This is a genomic window from Pseudomonas fluorescens (assembly GCF_002022275.1).
GTDB classification, from domain to species: Bacteria; Pseudomonadota; Gammaproteobacteria; order Pseudomonadales; family Pseudomonadaceae; genus Aquipseudomonas; species Aquipseudomonas fluorescens_AJ.
On sequence record NZ_MSDF01000014.1, the window covers coordinates 760,282 to 777,186 of the forward strand.

The following is a 16,905-nucleotide window of genomic DNA, read 5'->3' on the forward strand; positions in this document are numbered from 1 at the left end:
GTGGCGACCATCATGAAGAAAGTCGATGCGGTGATCGTAGGCTTCGGCTGGACCGGCGCGATCATGGCCAAGGAGCTGACGGAAGCTGGCCTCAACGTGGTAGCGCTGGAGCGCGGCCCGATGCAGGACACTTACCCCGACGGCAACTATCCCCAGGTCATCGACGAATTGACCTACAGCGTGCGTAAAAAACTCTTCCAGGACATTTCCAAGGAGACGGTGACCATTCGCCACAGCGTGAATGACGTCGCCTTGCCAAACCGCCAGTTGGGCGCATTCCTGCCGGGTAATGGTGTGGGTGGCGCGGGGCTGCACTGGTCGGGCGTGCATTTTCGCGTCGACCCGATTGAGCTGCGCATGCGCAGCCACTACGAAGAGCGTTATGGGAAAAACTTCATTCCCAAAGACATGACCATCCAGGACTTCGGCGTCAGCTATGAAGAGCTGGAGCCGTTTTTCGACTATGCGGAAAAAGTCTTCGGCACCTCCGGCCAGGCCTGGACCGTTAAAGGTCAGTTGGTGGGCGAAGGCCGTGGCGGCAATCCCTACGCGCCGGATCGTTCCAACCCGTTTCCGCTGGAATCGCAGAAAAACACCGTCTCCGCACAGCTGTTTCAGAAAGCGGCTGCGGACGTGGGTTACAAACCCTACAACCTGCCGTCAGCCAATACCTCGGGGCCGTACACCAACCCCTACGGCGCGCAGATGGGCCCGTGCAACTTCTGCGGCTTTTGCAGTGGCTATGTCTGTTACATGTATTCCAAGGCCTCGCCAAACGTGAATATCCTGCCGGCGCTGCGCCAGGTGCCGAATTTCGAGCTGCGGCCCAACTCCCATGTGCTCAAGGTCAACCTCGACAGCACCAAGAGCAAGGCCACCGGCGTGACTTACATCGACGCTCAGGGCCGCGAGTGCGAGCAGCCGGCGGATTTGGTGATCATCGGCTCCTTCCAGTTCAACAACGTGCGGTTGATGTTGCTGTCGGGCATCGGCAAACCCTACGACCCGATTACCAACGAAGGCGTGGTCGGCCGAAACTTCGCCTACCAGAACATGGCCACCATCAAGGCCTTCTTCGATAAAGACACTCACACCAACAACTTCATCGGTGCGGGCGGCAACGGCGTGGCCATGGATGACTTCAACGCCGACAACTTCGACCACGGGCCCCACGGCTTTGTGGGCGGTTCGCCGATGTGGGTCAACCAGGCCGGCAGCCGGCCGATTGCCGGTACGTCCAACCCGCCGGGCACCCCGGCCTGGGGCAGTGCCTGGAAACGCGCCACCGCCGATTACTACACTCACCAGGTATCGATGGACGCTCATGGCGCCCATCAATCCTACCGGGGTAACTACCTGGATCTGGACCCGGTTTACCGCGATGCCTACGGCTTGCCCTTGCTGCGGATGACGTTCGACTGGCAGGAAAACGACATCAAAATGAACCGCTTCATGGTCGACAAAATGAGCAAGGTCGCCGAGGCGATGAACCCCAAGGCGATTGCCCTGCTCGGCAAGAAGGTCGGTGAGCATTTCAATACCGCGTCGTACCAGACCACCCACCTCAACGGTGGCGCAATCATGGGTACCGACCCGAAGACCAGTGCGTTGAACCGTTACCTGCAAAGCTGGGATGTACACAATGTGTTTGTCCCGGGCGCGTCCGCCTTCCCACAGGGTTTGGGCTACAACCCTACCGGCCTGGTGGCGGCGTTGACCTATTGGTCGGCGCGGGCGATCCGCGAGCAGTACCTGAAAAACCCCGGCCCGCTGGTTCAGGCATAAGGAGCGATGACCATGAAAGCACTTGTTATTGCCTCTCTTGCCCTGTTCAGCAGTTGCTCGGTCAGCGCGGCTGAAACCGACCTGATCAAACAGGGCGAATACCTGGCCCGCGCCGGTGACTGCGTGGCCTGCCACACCGCCAAGGGTGGCAAACCCTTTGCCGGTGGCTTGCCGATGGAAACCCCGATCGGCGTGATCTATTCCACCAACATCACCCCGGACAAAACCGGCCTGGGCGATTACAGCTTCGAAGACTTCGACAAAGCCGTACGCCATGGCGTCGCCAAAAACGGTAGTACGCTTTACCCGGCGATGCCCTACCCGTCTTACGCGCGTGTGAGCGACAGCGACATGCAGGCGCTGTATGCGTATTTCATGAAAGGCGTTGAGCCGGTCGCCCAAGAGAACAAGGACAGCGATATTCCCTGGCCCTTGAGCATGCGTTGGCCGCTGGCGGCATGGCGCTGGATGTTTGCGCCGGCGGTCGAGGAGCATCAGGCCCAGGCCGCTGCGGACCCGGTGATCAACCGGGGCGCGTATCTGGTGGAAGGCCTCGGCCACTGCGGCGCGTGCCATACGCCGCGCGCCCTGACCATGCAGGAAAAAGCCCTGAGCGCGACTGACGGCAACGCGTTCCTGTCGGGCAGCGCACCGCTGGAAGGCTGGATCGCGAAAAGCCTGCGCGGCGACCACAAGGACGGTCTCGGCAGTTGGAGCGAAGAGCAGCTGGTGCAATTTCTCAAGACCGGCCGCAGTGATCGCAGCGCGGTGTTTGGCGGCATGAGTGATGTTGTCGTCCACAGCATGCAGTACATGTCGCAAGACGACCTGACCGCTATCGCGCGTTACCTCAAAAGCCTGCCGGCGGTGGATCCCAAGGATCAGCCGCATCAGTACGACAAGCAGGTGGCTGACGCGCTGTGGAAGGGCGATGACAGCAAGCCAGGCGCGTCGGTGTACATCGACAACTGCGCGGCCTGCCACCGTACCGACGGCCATGGCTATACGCGGGTGTTCCCGGCGCTGGCGGGCAACCCTGTATTACAGACGGCGGATGCCACCTCGTTGATCAACATCGTGTTGAACGGCGGCACGTTGCCGGCCACTCATACGGCGCCGTCGACTTTCACCATGCCAGCATTTGCGTGGCGTCTGTCGGACCAGGAAGTGGCGGATGTGGTCAGTTTTGTTCGTGGCAGCTGGGGTAACAAAGGTGAGCCGGTGAAGGCCAGTGATGTGGCCGACCTGCGCAAGAGTGACATGCGCACGACCTCGGGCGATGACTTGGGCCAAGTGACGCAAAAGCACTGATTCATCCCTGACCGCCAAACGGCACTGGTCAGAAACCTCGCGCCTCGATACTGTATATAAAAACAGTATCGAGGCGTTTTTATGTCTACTCCGTTGCCGCCCCGTGGCCGGGGCACGGCCACCAACCTGCATAACCGCTTTGCGCCGACCGTCAGCGTGGTCGAGGACGACGGCTGGTTTCAGGAAGTGCCGCCCACCCAGGGCACCGAAGTGCGTATCGAAACGGCCAAGACCATCATCACCCGCAATAACTCGCCGGACTTGCCGTTCGACCGCTCAATCAATCCTTATCGCGGCTGCGAACACGGCTGCATCTACTGCTACGCGCGGCCCAGCCATGCCTATTGGGACATGTCACCGGGGCTGGATTTCGAAACCAAACTGATCGCCAAGACCAATGCCGCCGATGTGCTGGAACAGCAACTGTCGAAGCCGGGTTATGTGTGTGCGCCGATCAATCTGGGCTCCAATACCGACCCGTATCAGCCTATCGAGCGCGAATACACAATCACCCGGCAAACCCTCGAAGTATTGCTGCGTTACCGGCACCCGGTGACCATCATCACCAAGGGTTCGCTGATTTTGCGCGACCTGGACCTGCTGACCGAGCTGGCCCGGCAGCGTCTGGTGGCGGTGATGATCAGCCTCACCAGCCTGGACGATGAGCTCAAGCGCATCCTGGAACCGCGCACGGCGGCACCCAAGGCGCGTTTGCGGGCGATTCGGGTGATGCGCGAGGCGGGCATCCCGGTGGGCGTGCTGTGCTCGCCGATGATCCCGATGATCAACGACAGCGAGCTGGAGAGCCTGCTGACCGAAGCCCACGCAGCGGGTGCACAAAGTGCGGCGTACATGATGCTGCGTCTGCCGCTGGAAGTGGCGCCGCTGTTCGAGGAGTGGCTGGCGGCGCATTACCCGCAGCGCGCGGCCCATGTGATGAGCCTGGTGAGGCAGGTGCGTGGCGGTGAGGTGTATGACAGCCGGTTCGGTGTGCGCATGCGCGGTGAAGGGCCGTTTGCGGATTTGCTGGCACAACGTTTCAGCAAGGCGATCAAGCGATTGGGGCTGGATCGACGGGAAGGGTTCAATCTGGATTGCACGGCATTCTGCCCACCGGGCAGGCAGATGGCTTTGTTGTAAACTTGCGGGGAAGCGTCCTACGCTGTCGCCGGAATAGTCGCGTTTTGACATCACTGAAACCCGCGTTCTAGAGCGGTCCATTCAGTTTGAGTTAAGTTTCGGCGGTTACCTTGTTCAGCGAGTGACTGATGAGTCGGCGCGTTGTTTGTGTGGCGTTTTACAACTATTGCACAGGCCAGGCGTCGAACTGAGTTGAACCACTCCCCTGCATTAATCAAGAGGATGAATCATGAGTGACAAGGATAAACAGCCGTTGGCTGCGTCGGCTTCAGCCCCTCAGGTGGCGGAAACCGCCGATGCAGCGCTAAAGCATATTGTTGACGGCTTTTTGCATTTCCATCACGACGTCTTCCCGCAGCAGGAAGAATTGTTCAAGAAACTCGCCACGGCCCAAAGCCCACGGGCGATGTTTATTACCTGCGCCGATTCACGCATCGTGCCCGAGCTGATCACCCAAAGCTCCCCGGGTGATTTGTTCGTGACCCGTAACGTGGGCAACGTGGTGCCGCCTTACGGCCAGATGAACGGCGGTGTTTCTACCGCCATCGAGTACGCGGTACTTGCGTTGGGTGTGCAGCACATCATCGTGTGCGGGCATTCCGATTGCGGCGCCATGCGCGCGGTACTCAACCCCGCCAGCCTGGAAAAGATGCCGACGGTTCGTGCCTGGCTGCGTCACGCTGAAGTGGCCAAGTCGATGGTTGAAGACAACTGCGACTGCGCCAATGAAGGCGAAAGCATGAAGGTGCTGACCGAAGAAAACGTCATCGCCCAGCTGCAACATTTGCGCACCCACCCTTCTGTGGCTTCGCGCATGGCCAATGGTCATTTGTTTATCCATGGCTGGATCTACAACATCGAGACCAGTGAGATCCGGGCCTACGATGCGGATCAGGCGGCGTTTCGCTCATTGAGCGGCGACGGGCCGATTCCTTCCGCGACGCCTAAAGCGCGCTTCTAAAACACTTCCCTGCCGGGTAAAGCGGTGGCTGCCATGGATGCAGCCAGGCTTTGCCGCGCCCGGCGAATGCCTCGGGAGAGCCATTATGCGTGCTGCTCAATTGAAAGCTGTATTGCCACGGGAGCTGCTCGCCTCTGTGGTTGTGTTTCTGGTCGCCCTGCCCTTGTGCATGGGTATTGCGATCGCGTCCGGCATGCCGCCGGCCAAAGGGCTGATCACCGGGATCATCGGTGGCCTGGTGGTGGGTTGGCTGGCGGGTTCGCCGCTGCAGGTCAGTGGCCCGGCCGCGGGCTTGGCGGTTTTGGTGTTCGAGCTGGTGCGTCAGCACGGCATGATGATGCTGGGCCCGATTCTGTTGCTGGCGGGGTTCCTGCAACTGGTGGCCGGTCGTTTGCGTCTGGGTTGCTGGTTCCGTGTTACCGCGCCCGCCGTGGTGTACGGCATGCTGGCGGGGATTGGTGTGCTGATTGTGCTATCGCAGGTGCATGTGATGCTCGACGGCGCGCCCAAGCCTTCAGGGCTGGATAACCTGGCGGGCTTCCCGGCGGCGTTGGTCGAAGCGATTCCGACTCTCGGCGGCGGCCTTGGCTGGCAGGCAGGTTTGCTGGGTTTGTCGACGATGCTGGTGATGTACCTGTGGGATAAATTCCGCCCGAAAAAATTACGTTTCGTACCGGGCGCCTTGCTCGGTGTGGGCTTGGCGACGGTGACCAGCCTGGTGCTGGCGTTGCAGGTCAAGCGCGTGGAAGTCCCGGAGAACCTGGCGGATGCCATCGACTGGTTACGTCCCAGCGACCTGCTGAACCTGGCGGATCCGCAGCTATTGATCGCCGCATTCGCTGTGGCGTTTATCGCCAGTGCCGAAACCTTGTTGTCCGCCGCAGCGGTAGACCGCATGCACAACGGTCAGCGTTCCGACTTCGACAAGGAATTGTCCGCCCAAGGCGTAGGCAACATGCTCTGCGGTTTGGTCGGTGCCCTGCCGATGACCGGTGTGATCGTGCGCAGCTCGGCCAATGTGCAGGCTGGCGCCACCACGCGCTTGTCGGCGATGTTCCATGGCGTGTGGTTGCTGGGTTTCGTGTTGTTGCTGTCGAGCGTGCTGCAAAGCATTCCGGTGGCAAGCCTGGCGGGTGTGCTGGTCTACACCGGGATCAAACTGGTGGACATAAAGGCGTTCAAAGGGCTGGGGCGATACGGCCGGATGCCGATGTTCACCTATTCGGCAACGGCGCTGGCGATCGTCTTTACCGACCTGCTCACGGGTGTATTGATCGGCTTCGGCTTAACGTTGGTCACCTTGGCCCTCAAGGCTTCGCGATTGAAAGTCAGCCTGGTCGACCTGCCTCAGGACGGCGAGATGGAGCTGCGATTGGTCGGCGCCGGGACCTTTCTGAAAGTGCCGGCACTGACTCAGGTGCTGTCGACGGTGCCTGCGGGAACTACCGTGCATGTGCCCTTGAATAACCTGAGTTACATCGACCATTCCTGCCTGGAATTGCTGGAGGAATGGGGCCGGGCAAATGCGGCGAAAGGCTCGAAACTGGTGATCGAGGCGCGCGGGCTGAAGCGCCGACTCGAAGGCCGTGAGCGCACGACGACCGGGTTGGGGTCAGCAGCTACCGCTGGCTGACGGAACCGAATCAAAATGTGGGAGCGGGCTTGCTCGCGAAGGCGGAGTGTCAGTCACCGAAAATGTTGACTGAGCCACCGCATTCGCGAGCAAGCCCGCTCCCACAGTTGATCGTTTGCGGCTCGGAAAATCAGGCAGGCTGGTCCAGCGACAACTCAACCCCCAACTGCCGCGACAAACACGGCCAGCGCTTCCACGCCGCTTCCGTGTCCGGGCTTTTCAGCGTCTCGCGGTACGCCTCAACTGACTCCAGCGCAAAGCTGTCTTCGTTCAACATTTCGTCCACCGCCAAATGCACCGCTTCATCCAGCTGGTTGGCAAACTGCTCGCCGATCAGTTGGTGAGCGATCAGGTTGGCCACGGTGGTGTCCGCCGGAATCAACGGCTGGCCGAAATGCTTGATGTACAGGTCATTCACTTCCTCGACCAGGCGATGGGCCAGGTAGGCTTCGTCCAGCAAACCGTTGAGCCCTTCATGGCCCGCCAGAATGGCCGGCGGTTGCAGAAAGAAATGCTCGGCAATTTTCAGTACCGGTTTGATCTGGCTTTCGATCCCGGCTTCGCGGGCGACGTCATTGGCGGCGTCCAGCAGGTCCGGCACTTGATCGATGTAGGCCGTGACAAAGCGGGTCATTACTTGGGTGCGATCACCGTCAGCCAGGGAGATGGCCGAATGCAGGTGCGGCAATTGGTTTTCCAGTTGCTGGGCAAGCTGGCCCGTGGTGGCTTCGTGTTGATGGGCACGGGAAATCTGCTCGCGCAATGCGGCGGTGTTCATGAAGGCTCCAGTGAAACAGGCGTAGGAAAAGGGAGAGGATAAGGTAGCTCGTTTATACGAGCGCCTAAGACGCATTTGTCATAATTATTTCATGGTTATGCGCGCGCGTTATATCGAATTGCCATCGTTCGTCGGATAAACGATTCCGCGCCCGGTTTTATTAGGTCCGCTGGTCTGTTTTGGTTCATTTGCCCCTACACATTGCGGGGTTGCAGGTGCTGTCTATACTCGGGTTTGTACGCAATTAGCTGATGACGCCCAACTGCATGACGCAGGCAAGGCTTGGCGGTTGTAAGCAGTATGGAAGCCGCTCCCTTCGCCGCAGGTGCAAACCGGCGGGATAACAAGAAACATAAAGGGGAACCCGCAATGACGCGACATCCACACGTTTGGATGGGCCTACTGTTGTGGTCAGTATTCGGCCAGGCGCACGCCGCCTGGACAACGAATATGGCGCCAGGGGCGACTGAAGTCAGTCACGCCGTGTTTGATCTGCACATGACCATTTTCTGGATTTGTGTGGTGATCGGCATTGTCGTGTTTGGCGCGATGTTCTGGTCGATGATCCTGCACCGCCGGTCCACGGGCCAGGTCGCAGCCAAATTCCACGAGAGCACGACCGTGGAAATTCTCTGGACCGTGGTGCCCTTGCTGATTCTGGTGGCGATGGCGATTCCGGCGACCAAGACCCTGATCAACATCTACGACAGCACTGAGTCGGATATCGATATCCAGGTCACCGGCTATCAGTGGAAGTGGCATTACAAATACCTGGGCCAGGACGTGGAGTTTTTCAGCAACCTGGCCACGCCCGCCGAGCAGATCCATAACCAGGCCGTCAAAGGCGAGCACTACCTGCTGGAAGTCGACCAGCCGCTGGTGCTGCCGGTGGGCGCCAAGGTGCGCTTTCTGGTGACCGCCGCCGACGTGATCCACTCCTGGTGGGTGCCGGCGTTCGCGGTCAAGCGCGACGCCATTCCCGGCTTCGTCAACGAGGCTTGGACCCGTGTCGAGAAACCCGGCATTTACCGTGGCCAGTGCGCCGAATTGTGCGGCAAGGACCACGGTTTCATGCCGATTGTGGTCGAGGTCAAATCCAAGGCCGACTACGACACCTGGCTCGGCGAGCGCAAGGAAGAGGCCGCCAAGCTCAAGGAACTGACTTCCAAAGAGTGGACGCTGGAAGAACTGGTGGCCCGTGGCGACAAGGTTTATCACACCACTTGCGTGGCCTGTCACCAGGCCGAGGGCCAAGGCCTGCCGCCGATGTTCCCGGCACTTAAAGGTTCGCCCATTGCCATTGGGCCCAAGGAAGACCACCTGCACCGCGTCTACTTCGGCAAACCCGGCACGGCCATGGCCGCGTTCGGCAAACAGCTGTCGGAAGTCGACATCGCCGCCGTCGTCACCTACGAACGCAACGCGTGGGGCAACAACAAAGGCGACATGGTCACGCCCAAAGACGTGCTGGCCCTGAAACAGGCGGAAAGCAAATGACTGCCCTCACTGCGTATGCCCTGAACCACTTCGCCCACTCGCGTGCAGGAGAACGGCCATGAGCACTGTGATCGATGACCATGGTCACGCCGACCATGCCCACGGCCCCGCCAAAGGCCTGATGCGCTGGGTGCTGACCACCAACCATAAAGACATCGGCACGATGTACCTGTGGTTCGCCTTCACCATGTTCCTGCTCGGCGGCTCATTCGCCATGGTGATCCGCGCCGAGTTGTTCCAGCCCGGCCTGCAAATCGTTGAGCCGGCGTTCTTCAACCAGATGACCACCATGCACGGCCTGATCATGGTGTTCGGCGCGGTGATGCCGGCGTTTGTCGGCCTGGCCAACTGGATGATCCCGCTGATGATCGGCGCGCCGGACATGGCCCTGCCGCGCATGAACAACTTCAGCTTCTGGCTGCTGCCGGCGGCGTTCCTGCTGTTGGTGTCCACCCTGTTTTCCCCGGGTGGCGGGCCGAATTTCGGCTGGACCTTCTACGCCCCGCTCTCCACCACCTACGCGCCGGAAAGTGTGACGTTTTTCATCTTTGCCATCCACCTGATGGGCATCAGTTCGATCATGGGCGCGATCAACGTGGTCGCCACCATCCTCAACCTGCGCGCACCCGGCATGACCCTGATGAAAATGCCGCTGTTCGTGTGGACCTGGCTGATCACCGCCTTCCTGTTGATCGCGGTGATGCCAGTGCTGGCGGGCTGCGTGACCATGATGCTGATGGACATCCACTTCGGCACCAGCTTCTTCAGTGCCGCTGGCGGCGGTGACCCGGTGTTGTTCCAGCATGTGTTCTGGTTCTTCGGCCACCCCGAGGTGTACATCATGATCCTGCCGGCCTTTGGTGCCGTCAGCTCGATCATCCCGACCTTCTCGCGCAAACCGCTGTTCGGCTACACCTCGATGGTTTATGCCACGGCGAGCATCGCGTTCCTGTCGTTCATCGTGTGGGCGCACCACATGTTTGTGGTCGGTATTCCGTTGGTGGGCGAGTTGTTCTTCATGTACGCCACGCTGCTGATCGCCGTGCCCACGGGGGTGAAGGTGTTCAACTGGGTCAGCACCATGTGGCAGGGCTCGCTGACCTTCGAGACGCCGATGCTGTTTGCCGTGGCCTTCGTGATTCTGTTCACCATTGGCGGTTTCTCCGGGCTGATGCTGGCGATTGCCCCGGCAGACTTTCAGTACCACGACACCTACTTTGTGGTGGCGCACTTCCATTACGTACTGGTGCCCGGCGCGATCTTCGGCATCTTCGCCTCGGCGTACTACTGGCTGCCGAAATGGACCGGCCACATGTACGACGAAACCCTCGGCAAGCTGCACTTCTGGCTGTCTTTCGTGGGCATGAACATGGCGTTCTTCCCGATGCATTTTGTGGGGCTGGCCGGCATGCCGCGCCGGGTGCCGGACTACAACCTGCAGTTCGCCGATTTCAATATGGTCTCGTCCATTGGCGCGTTCATGTTTGGCGCCACGCAGATCTTCTTCCTGTTTATCGTGATCAAGTGCATCCGCGGCGGCCCGCCTGCCCCGGCCAAGCCGTGGGATGGGGCTGAAGGTCTGGAGTGGAGCGTTCCGTCGCCTGCGCCGTATCACACGTTTACTACGCCACCGGAGGTCAAGTGAACAGCTTGGTGCAGGCCACCTCGGTCTCCTGTGGGAGCTGGCTTGCCTGCGATAGCGGTGTGCCAGGCACTGAATCCACCCACTGTCAGGCCCTCATCGCAGGCAAGCCAGCTCCCACAGAAAATCACAAGCGGGGTGATCGCCATGGCTGATTCCATCCCCCTCAAACGCCTCGTCACCCGCCTGCTGATCCTGGTCGTCGCCATGTTCGCCTTCGGCTTCGCCCTGGTGCCGATCTACGACGTGATGTGCAAAGCCTTCGGCATCAACGGCAAAACCGCCGGGCAGTACGAGGGCGAGCAAATGGTCGACCCCACACGTCAGGTGCGCGTGCAGTTCCTGTCGACCAACGCCATCGACATGGTCTGGGAGTTTCACTCCAAGGCCGACGAAGTCGTGGTCAATCCCGGTGCCGTCACCGAGATGCTGTTCGTGGCCTACAACCCCACCGACAAAGCCATGACCGCCCAGGCCGTGCCGAGTATTTCCCCGGCCGAAGCGGCGATGTATTTCCACAAGACCGAATGCTTTTGCTTCACCCAGCAGGTATTGCAGCCAGGCCAGCGCATCGAAATGCCGGTGCGCTTTATCGTCGACCGCGACATGCCCAAGGATGTGAAGCATTTGACCCTGGCGTACACGCTGTTTGATATCACTGCGCGTCAACCGCCGGTGGCTGCCAACAGCGGCGGCTAGCTACTGTTTGCCCCCTCAATCAGGAGAGCGAATACATGTCGACTCATGATACGTACTACGTACCAGCGCAAAGCAAATGGCCGATAATTGCCACGATTGGCATGCTGGTCACCGTGTACGGGCTGGCCGTGTGGTTCAACGATCTGAAGGCCGCACGCCCGGAATCCCACGGCCCGTGGATCTTTTTCGTCGGCGGCCTGCTGCTGGCCTACATGCTGTTCGGCTGGTTCGGCGCGGTTATCAAGGAAAGTCGCGCCGGTTTGTACAGTTCGCAGATGGACCGCTCGTTCCGCTGGGGCATGAGCTGGTTCATCTTTTCCGAAGTGATGTTCTTCATCGCATTCTTCGGCGCGCTGTTTTATGTGCGGCACATGTCGGCGCCGTGGCTGGCGGGCGAGGGCTCCAAAGGCATTGCCCACATGTTGTGGCCGAATTTCGAGTTTGCCTGGCCACTGCTCAATAACCCCGATCCGAAGCTGTATCCGCCACCGGAGGGCACCATCAGCCCGTGGGGCCTGCCGCTGATCAACACGATCCTGCTGGTCAGCTCCAGCGTGACCATCACCATTGCCCACCATGCCCTGCGCAAGGGCCATCGCGGCGCGCTGAAGATCTGGCTGGCGATTACCGTGCTGCTGGGCTGGGCATTCCTGGGCTTCCAGGCCGAGGAGTACATCCACGCTTACAAAGAGCTCGGGCTGACGCTGGGCTCCGGTGTGTACGGCGCGACCTTCTTTATGCTCACCGGCTTTCACGGCGCTCACGTGACCATCGGCACCATCATTCTGTTCGTGATGCTGATGCGCATCCTGAAAGGGCATTTCAACAACGAGCACCAGTTCGGCTTCGAAGCGGCCAGTTGGTATTGGCACTTTGTGGACGTGGTGTGGATCGGGCTGTTTTTCTTCGTTTACGTGCTGTGAGGCGCCTTACCAAGGCGCATGAGACACCAGTTGGCCCGAAAAAAAGCCCCAGGCGATCAAGGCCACGGTGATCACGGCCAACACCACACGCACGGTCAAGGCAGTGACGAGGCGCCTGGAGTTGCCCTCGTCCTTGACCAGAAAGAACAAGCCACTGAACAGGCTCACAACAGTCGCGATCAGCATCAGGGCAATGGCTGCTTTGAGCATGGTCTGGCTCCAATGGGATGGGCGGGCAATGAAAACAAGTATAGCCAGCGCCATGAAACGCTTTCGCCCAGGCATCGCACCGACAGTGGTGGTGATGTTGCTCCTGCCGTTAATGATCGGCCTGGGCCTCTGGCAACTGTCGCGCGGCCATGAAAAACAACGGCTGGTGGACAGTTACGCCGAGCGCCGCGTGGCTGAGCCCATCAGCAGTGCGCAGCTCAACGACATGACCGACCCGGCGTTTCGCCGCATTCACCTGCGCGGCCAATTCGACGCCGAACACAGCGTATTGCTCGACAACCGCCTGCGTGACGGCAAGGCCGGGGTAGAACTGCTGCAACCCTTCCACGACCAGGCCAGCGGCCAATGGCTGTTGCTCAACCGCGGCTGGCTGCCCTGGCCCGACCGGCGCACACCGCCCGTCTTCACCACACCGGATCAGCCGGTGAACCTCGACGCCTGGGTCTACGTAGCCCCCGGCGAAACCTTCCAGCTGCACGCCGACCCCGCGACCGCGCAATGGCCGCGCCTGCTCACCGCGCTGCACCCCGCCGCGCTCTGGGCGGAATTGGGCCGCAGTGGTTTCGCCTACGAGCTGCGCGCCGAAGCTGGCCCGGGCACGTACGACACCACGTGGGCGGTGGTCGCCATGGGCCCGGAAAAACACCTCGGGTATGCCGTGCAGTGGTTCGCCATGTCGCTGGCGCTGCTCGCGCTGTACCTCTACCTCGGATGGCATAACAAAAAGGAGACGCACCATGGGCGCGGCCACAAATCCACTCAACATGTCTGAGGTGCCGGACCGGCGTAAGGGCCGCTGGCAACTGATCCTGATCCTGATGATGGTGATCGGCCCGATGGCGCTGGCCACCTTCATGTACAAACTGCAGTTCTGGGTGCCGGACAGCCGCAGTTACCACGGCGAGATGATCGGCAATGGCCAGACCCGTGCCGACATTGGTGTGCAGGCCGATGAACAGCGCTGGCAGTTGCTGGTGACCGCGCCCGCCGCCTGCGTAGCCGAGTGCCGACAGCTGGTGTACCTGGCGCGCCAGCTGCAAATCAGCCTGGGTCGCGACGCTTCGCGCGCCAGCCATGCCTTGGCCAGCGCGCAACCGGTGAGTGCCGCCTACGAGGCCAAACTCAAGGCCGAATACCCGCAATTGCGGCGCTACCCGCTGGACCTCTCGACCTTCACCAAAAATTCCGCCGCGCCTGGCGATGCGCAACTGTGGATCGTCGACCCGCACGGCAACCTGGTGCTGCGCTATGACGCCAAGGTCAAGGGCAAGGACTTGCTCAACGACCTGCGCATGCTGCTGAAACTGTCGAACATCGGATAAGGGCATCGTCATGGCCAAACCTGGATTTCGCCTCGCGTTGTTTGCCACCTTGCTGGCGCTGATCGTCGTGCTGCTCGGCGCCTACACGCGCCTGACCCACGCGGGCCTCGGCTGCCCGGATTGGCCGGGCTGTTATGGCTTTATCAGCGTGCCGCAAAGCGAAGCCCAGTTGGCCCATGCCGAGCTGCATTTCCCGGATACGCCAGTGGAGGCCGACAAGGGCTGGGCCGAGATGACGCATCGCTACTTTGCCGGCACCCTGGGCCTGCTGATCGTGCTGCTGGCGGCGCGTTCGTGGAGCCATCGGCGCGATCCTGGCCAGCCGGTGAAATTGCCGCTGTTTGTGCTGGCGGTGGTGTTTGCCCAGGCGGCGTTCGGTATGTGGACGGTCACGCTGAAGCTGTGGCCGCAGGTGGTGACGGGCCATCTGCTGGGCGGGTTTGCGACCTTGAGTTTGTTGTTTCTGCTGACGCTGCGTTTGTCTGGCGTACTGCCCGCGCTGATCGTGCCCAAACGCCTGCAATATTGGGCGACGGCGGGGCTGGTGCTGGTGATCGGCCAGATTGCGCTGGGTGGCTGGGTCAGTTCCAACTATGCGGCAGTGGCCTGCATCGATTTGCCGACGTGTCATGGGCAGTGGTGGCCGGCGGCGGACTTTGCCAACGGGTTTCACCTCACTCAGCACATCGGCCCGAATTACCTCGGCGGGCAGCTCGACAGCGATGCGCGCACGGCGATTCACCTCACCCACCGTATTGGCGCGGTGATTGTCACGTTGGTGCTGCTGGGGTTGGCGTGGCAGCTCAAACTAGTTGGCATGACGCGTCTGGCGGGCTTGCTGCTGATCGCCCTGGCCGCGCAACTCTGCCTGGGCCTGAGCAACGTGTATTTCCATCTGCCACTGCCTGTCGCGGTGGCGCATAACGCAGGCGGCGCCGCGTTGTTGCTGAGCCTGGTGCTGGTCAACTACCACGCACGTACCAGCCTGGTTCGGGTGCGCAACCCGTCGCGCTTCGGCTGGCGCTTTATCCCGCGTAAACACGTATCGGGCCTCATCACCCTTAAAGGAGAGATGCCATGGCGACCTTGATCGGCGCGCGTCACAGCCAGGCCATCTGGCGTGACTACTTGGAGCTGACCAAGCCGAAAGTGGTGGTGCTGATGCTCATCACCTCCTTGGTGGGCATGTTTCTCGCCACCCGCGCCGGGGTGCCGTGGACGGTGTTGATTTTTGGCAATTTGGGCATTGCGTTGTGTGCTGGCGGCGCGGCGGCGGTCAACCATGTAGTGGACCGGCGTATCGATGCGGTGATGGCGCGAACCCATAAGCGGCCGATGGCAGAAGGGCGCGTATCGCCGGTTGCTGCGCTGGCGTTTGCATTGTTTCTGGCTGTTGCTGGTTTGGCGTTGCTGCTGGCGTTTACCAATCCGTTGGCGGCCTGGCTGACGTTGGCGTCATTGCTCGGCTATGCAGTGATCTACACCGGTTTTCTCAAGCGAGCGACGCCGCAAAACATCGTCATCGGTGGCCTCGCCGGCGCCGCGCCGCCCTTGCTCGGCTGGGTCGCTGTGACTGGCCATGTCAGCGCCGAGCCCTTGCTGCTCGTGCTGATCATCTTCGCCTGGACCCCGCCGCACTTCTGGGCCCTGGCCATTCACCGCAAGGAGGAATACGCCAAGGCCGACATTCCGATGCTGCCGGTCACCCACGGCGAGCACTACACCAAGGTGCACATCCTGCTCTACACCTTCGCCCTGCTGGCGGTGAGCCTGATGCCGTACGTTATCCACATGAGCGGCCTGCTCTACCTGGTGTGCGCGCTGGGTTTGGGCGCACGCTTTCTGCAATGGGCCTGTGTGCTGTACCGTGGCACCCAGCCGCACGCGGCGATCAACACCTTCAAGTACTCTATCTGGTACCTGTTTTTGCTGTTTATCGCCCTGCTCGTAGACCACTACTTACTGTTGAACCTATGACTCGAACTCAAAAAACCGTCTTTATCCTGGTGGCCATCGTCGCGTTGATCATGGGCCTGACCGTCAACAAAGTGCTCTCGGGCAAAGGCCAGGGCGACCCCACCGCGCTGATCGACGCCGGCATCATCCTGCTGCCGCAAAGCCGCCAGCTGCCGCCGGTGACCATGACCAATCAAGACGGCCAGCCGGTGGTGGTCAACGAGTTGAAGGGCAAATGGAGCCTGCTGTTCTTCGGCTATACCTTCTGCCCGGACATCTGCCCGACCACCCTCGCCCAACTGCGCCAGATCAAGAGTGAACTGCCGAAAGAGGCTGTGGATAACTTGCAGGTGATCCTGGTCAGCGTCGACCCGAACCGCGACACTCCGGCGCAGCTCAAGCAATACCTGGGCTACTTCGACCCACAGTTCGAAGGCCTGACCGGCGCGAATGTGGACGATGTGCAAAAGGTCTCGAACGCCGTGAGCATCCCGTTCATTCCGGCCGATACCAGCAAGCCAAATTACACCGTGGACCACAGCGGCAACCTGGCGGTGATCGGGCCGGACGGCACCCAGCGCGGGTTTATTCGGGCGCCGCTGAACAATCAGAAGCTGGTGGTGCAGTTGCCGGTACTGCTGCAGCGTAAATAACGACCAACGCAAAACAAATGTGGGAGCTGGCTTGCCTGCGATGGCGGTGCATCAGTGGCTAACAGGCTGACTGACCCACCGCCATCGCAGGCAAGCCAGCTCCCACAGTAATTTTGGGCAAGGTTTGAGAGAGGTGTCGTCGGACATTTCCTGCACGTTGTGGTGCCGTGCGTGAACTTGTTGGGCGGGCTTGGGGTGGCTAGTCTTTGCCCTGTCACTGCAAATTCAGTGACAGGGTGTGGAAGCCCTTATATCGTTAGGCGCACAAAGCGCCACCTAGTGTCAGGCGCTTTTTCTCGTCTGTGTTTTTTGGTGGCTGTGCGCGGGGCGCTTTCGAGTGCGCCGGGTGCCTAACGTCCCGGTCTTCCACACCT

The 16,905-nt window shown here is 60.7% G+C and carries 16 protein-coding genes; 14 read left to right on the forward strand and 2 right to left on the reverse strand.

Annotated elements, in window-relative coordinates; all coding sequences use genetic code 11:
* The 5 genes from BFW87_RS11755 (at position 1) to BFW87_RS11775 (ending at position 6,830) form a co-directional block, all read left to right on the forward strand.
* Positions 1 to 1,785, forward strand: a complete 1,785-nt coding sequence (locus BFW87_RS11755; RefSeq protein WP_078739974.1) for a GMC family oxidoreductase — start codon at positions 1 to 3, stop codon at positions 1,783 to 1,785.
* Positions 1,786 to 1,797: 12 nt separating this feature from the next.
* Positions 1,798 to 3,096, forward strand: a complete 1,299-nt coding sequence (locus BFW87_RS11760; protein WP_078739975.1) for a cytochrome c — start codon at positions 1,798 to 1,800, stop codon at positions 3,094 to 3,096.
* 81 nt (positions 3,097 to 3,177) lie between these two features.
* Positions 3,178 to 4,236, forward strand: coding sequence for a PA0069 family radical SAM protein (locus BFW87_RS11765; protein ID WP_078739976.1), 1,059 nt, complete (start codon positions 3,178 to 3,180; stop codon positions 4,234 to 4,236).
* 229 nt (positions 4,237 to 4,465) lie between these two features.
* Positions 4,466 to 5,197, forward strand: a complete 732-nt coding sequence (locus BFW87_RS11770; protein ID WP_078739977.1) for a carbonic anhydrase — start codon at positions 4,466 to 4,468, stop codon at positions 5,195 to 5,197.
* Positions 5,198 to 5,282: 85 nt separating this feature from the next.
* The gene (locus BFW87_RS11775) at positions 5,283 to 6,830 is read left to right on the forward strand and encodes a SulP family inorganic anion transporter (RefSeq protein ID WP_078739978.1); all 1,548 of its coding nucleotides are present in this window, start codon (positions 5,283 to 5,285) and stop codon (positions 6,828 to 6,830) included.
* A 130-nt stretch (positions 6,831 to 6,960) separates the two neighbouring features.
* On the opposite strand, the gene BFW87_RS11780 is transcribed toward BFW87_RS11775, so the two are convergent.
* Positions 6,961 to 7,608, reverse strand: a complete 648-nt coding sequence (locus BFW87_RS11780; RefSeq protein WP_016969520.1) for a hypothetical protein — start codon at positions 7,606 to 7,608, stop codon at positions 6,961 to 6,963.
* A 369-nt stretch (positions 7,609 to 7,977) separates the two neighbouring features.
* On the opposite strand from BFW87_RS11780, the gene coxB reads away from it, so the two are divergent.
* The 4 genes from coxB (at position 7,978) to BFW87_RS11800 (ending at position 12,369) form a co-directional block, all read left to right on the forward strand.
* Positions 7,978 to 9,105 carry a cytochrome c oxidase subunit II gene (gene coxB, locus BFW87_RS11785; protein ID WP_078739979.1) on the forward strand — a complete coding sequence of 376 codons (1,128 nt, stop codon included), beginning with the start codon at positions 7,978 to 7,980 and terminating at the stop codon, positions 9,103 to 9,105.
* A 58-nt stretch (positions 9,106 to 9,163) separates the two neighbouring features.
* A complete protein-coding gene (ctaD, locus tag BFW87_RS11790) occupies positions 9,164 to 10,750 on the forward strand; it encodes a cytochrome c oxidase subunit I (protein ID WP_065895270.1) in 1,587 nt (528 codons plus the stop codon).
* A 144-nt stretch (positions 10,751 to 10,894) separates the two neighbouring features.
* Positions 10,895 to 11,446, forward strand: a complete 552-nt coding sequence (locus BFW87_RS11795) for a cytochrome c oxidase assembly protein (RefSeq protein ID WP_078739980.1) — start codon at positions 10,895 to 10,897, stop codon at positions 11,444 to 11,446.
* Between the two features lie 35 nt (positions 11,447 to 11,481).
* Complete coding sequence (locus BFW87_RS11800) at positions 11,482 to 12,369, forward strand: cytochrome c oxidase subunit 3 (protein ID WP_078739981.1); 888 nt, start codon at positions 11,482 to 11,484, stop codon at positions 12,367 to 12,369.
* 6 nt (positions 12,370 to 12,375) lie between these two features.
* Here the strand turns inward: BFW87_RS11800 and BFW87_RS11805 are convergent, their stop codons facing one another.
* On the reverse strand, positions 12,376 to 12,579 hold the full coding sequence (locus BFW87_RS11805) for a twin transmembrane helix small protein (RefSeq protein WP_078739982.1): 204 nt from the start codon (positions 12,577 to 12,579) through the stop codon (positions 12,376 to 12,378).
* A 28-nt stretch (positions 12,580 to 12,607) separates the two neighbouring features.
* Here BFW87_RS11805 and BFW87_RS11810 point away from each other — a divergent pair, with 28 nt between their 5' ends.
* From BFW87_RS11810 to BFW87_RS11830, 5 genes are read left to right on the forward strand one after another with little or no spacing between them, the layout of a single operon-like run.
* Positions 12,608 to 13,372, forward strand: a complete 765-nt coding sequence (locus BFW87_RS11810) for an SURF1 family protein (protein WP_078739983.1) — start codon at positions 12,608 to 12,610, stop codon at positions 13,370 to 13,372.
* A complete protein-coding gene (locus BFW87_RS11815) occupies positions 13,338 to 13,922 on the forward strand; it encodes a hypothetical protein (RefSeq protein ID WP_078739984.1) in 585 nt (194 codons plus the stop codon). The genes BFW87_RS11810 and BFW87_RS11815 overlap by 35 nt, the downstream gene beginning before the upstream one ends.
* Before the next feature lie 10 nt (positions 13,923 to 13,932).
* Entirely contained in the window at positions 13,933 to 15,012 is a 1,080-nt protein-coding gene (locus tag BFW87_RS11820) for a COX15/CtaA family protein (RefSeq protein WP_078739985.1), read from the forward strand.
* A complete protein-coding gene (gene cyoE / locus BFW87_RS11825; protein ID WP_078739986.1) occupies positions 15,000 to 15,899 on the forward strand; it encodes a heme o synthase in 900 nt (299 codons plus the stop codon). Before BFW87_RS11820 ends, cyoE begins: the two co-directional genes overlap by 13 nt.
* Positions 15,896 to 16,531: an SCO family protein gene (locus tag BFW87_RS11830; protein ID WP_078739987.1), complete on the forward strand. Its 636-nt coding sequence runs from the start codon at positions 15,896 to 15,898 to the stop codon at positions 16,529 to 16,531. Before cyoE ends, BFW87_RS11830 begins: the two co-directional genes overlap by 4 nt.
* Positions 16,532 to 16,905 lie beyond the last annotated feature (374 nt).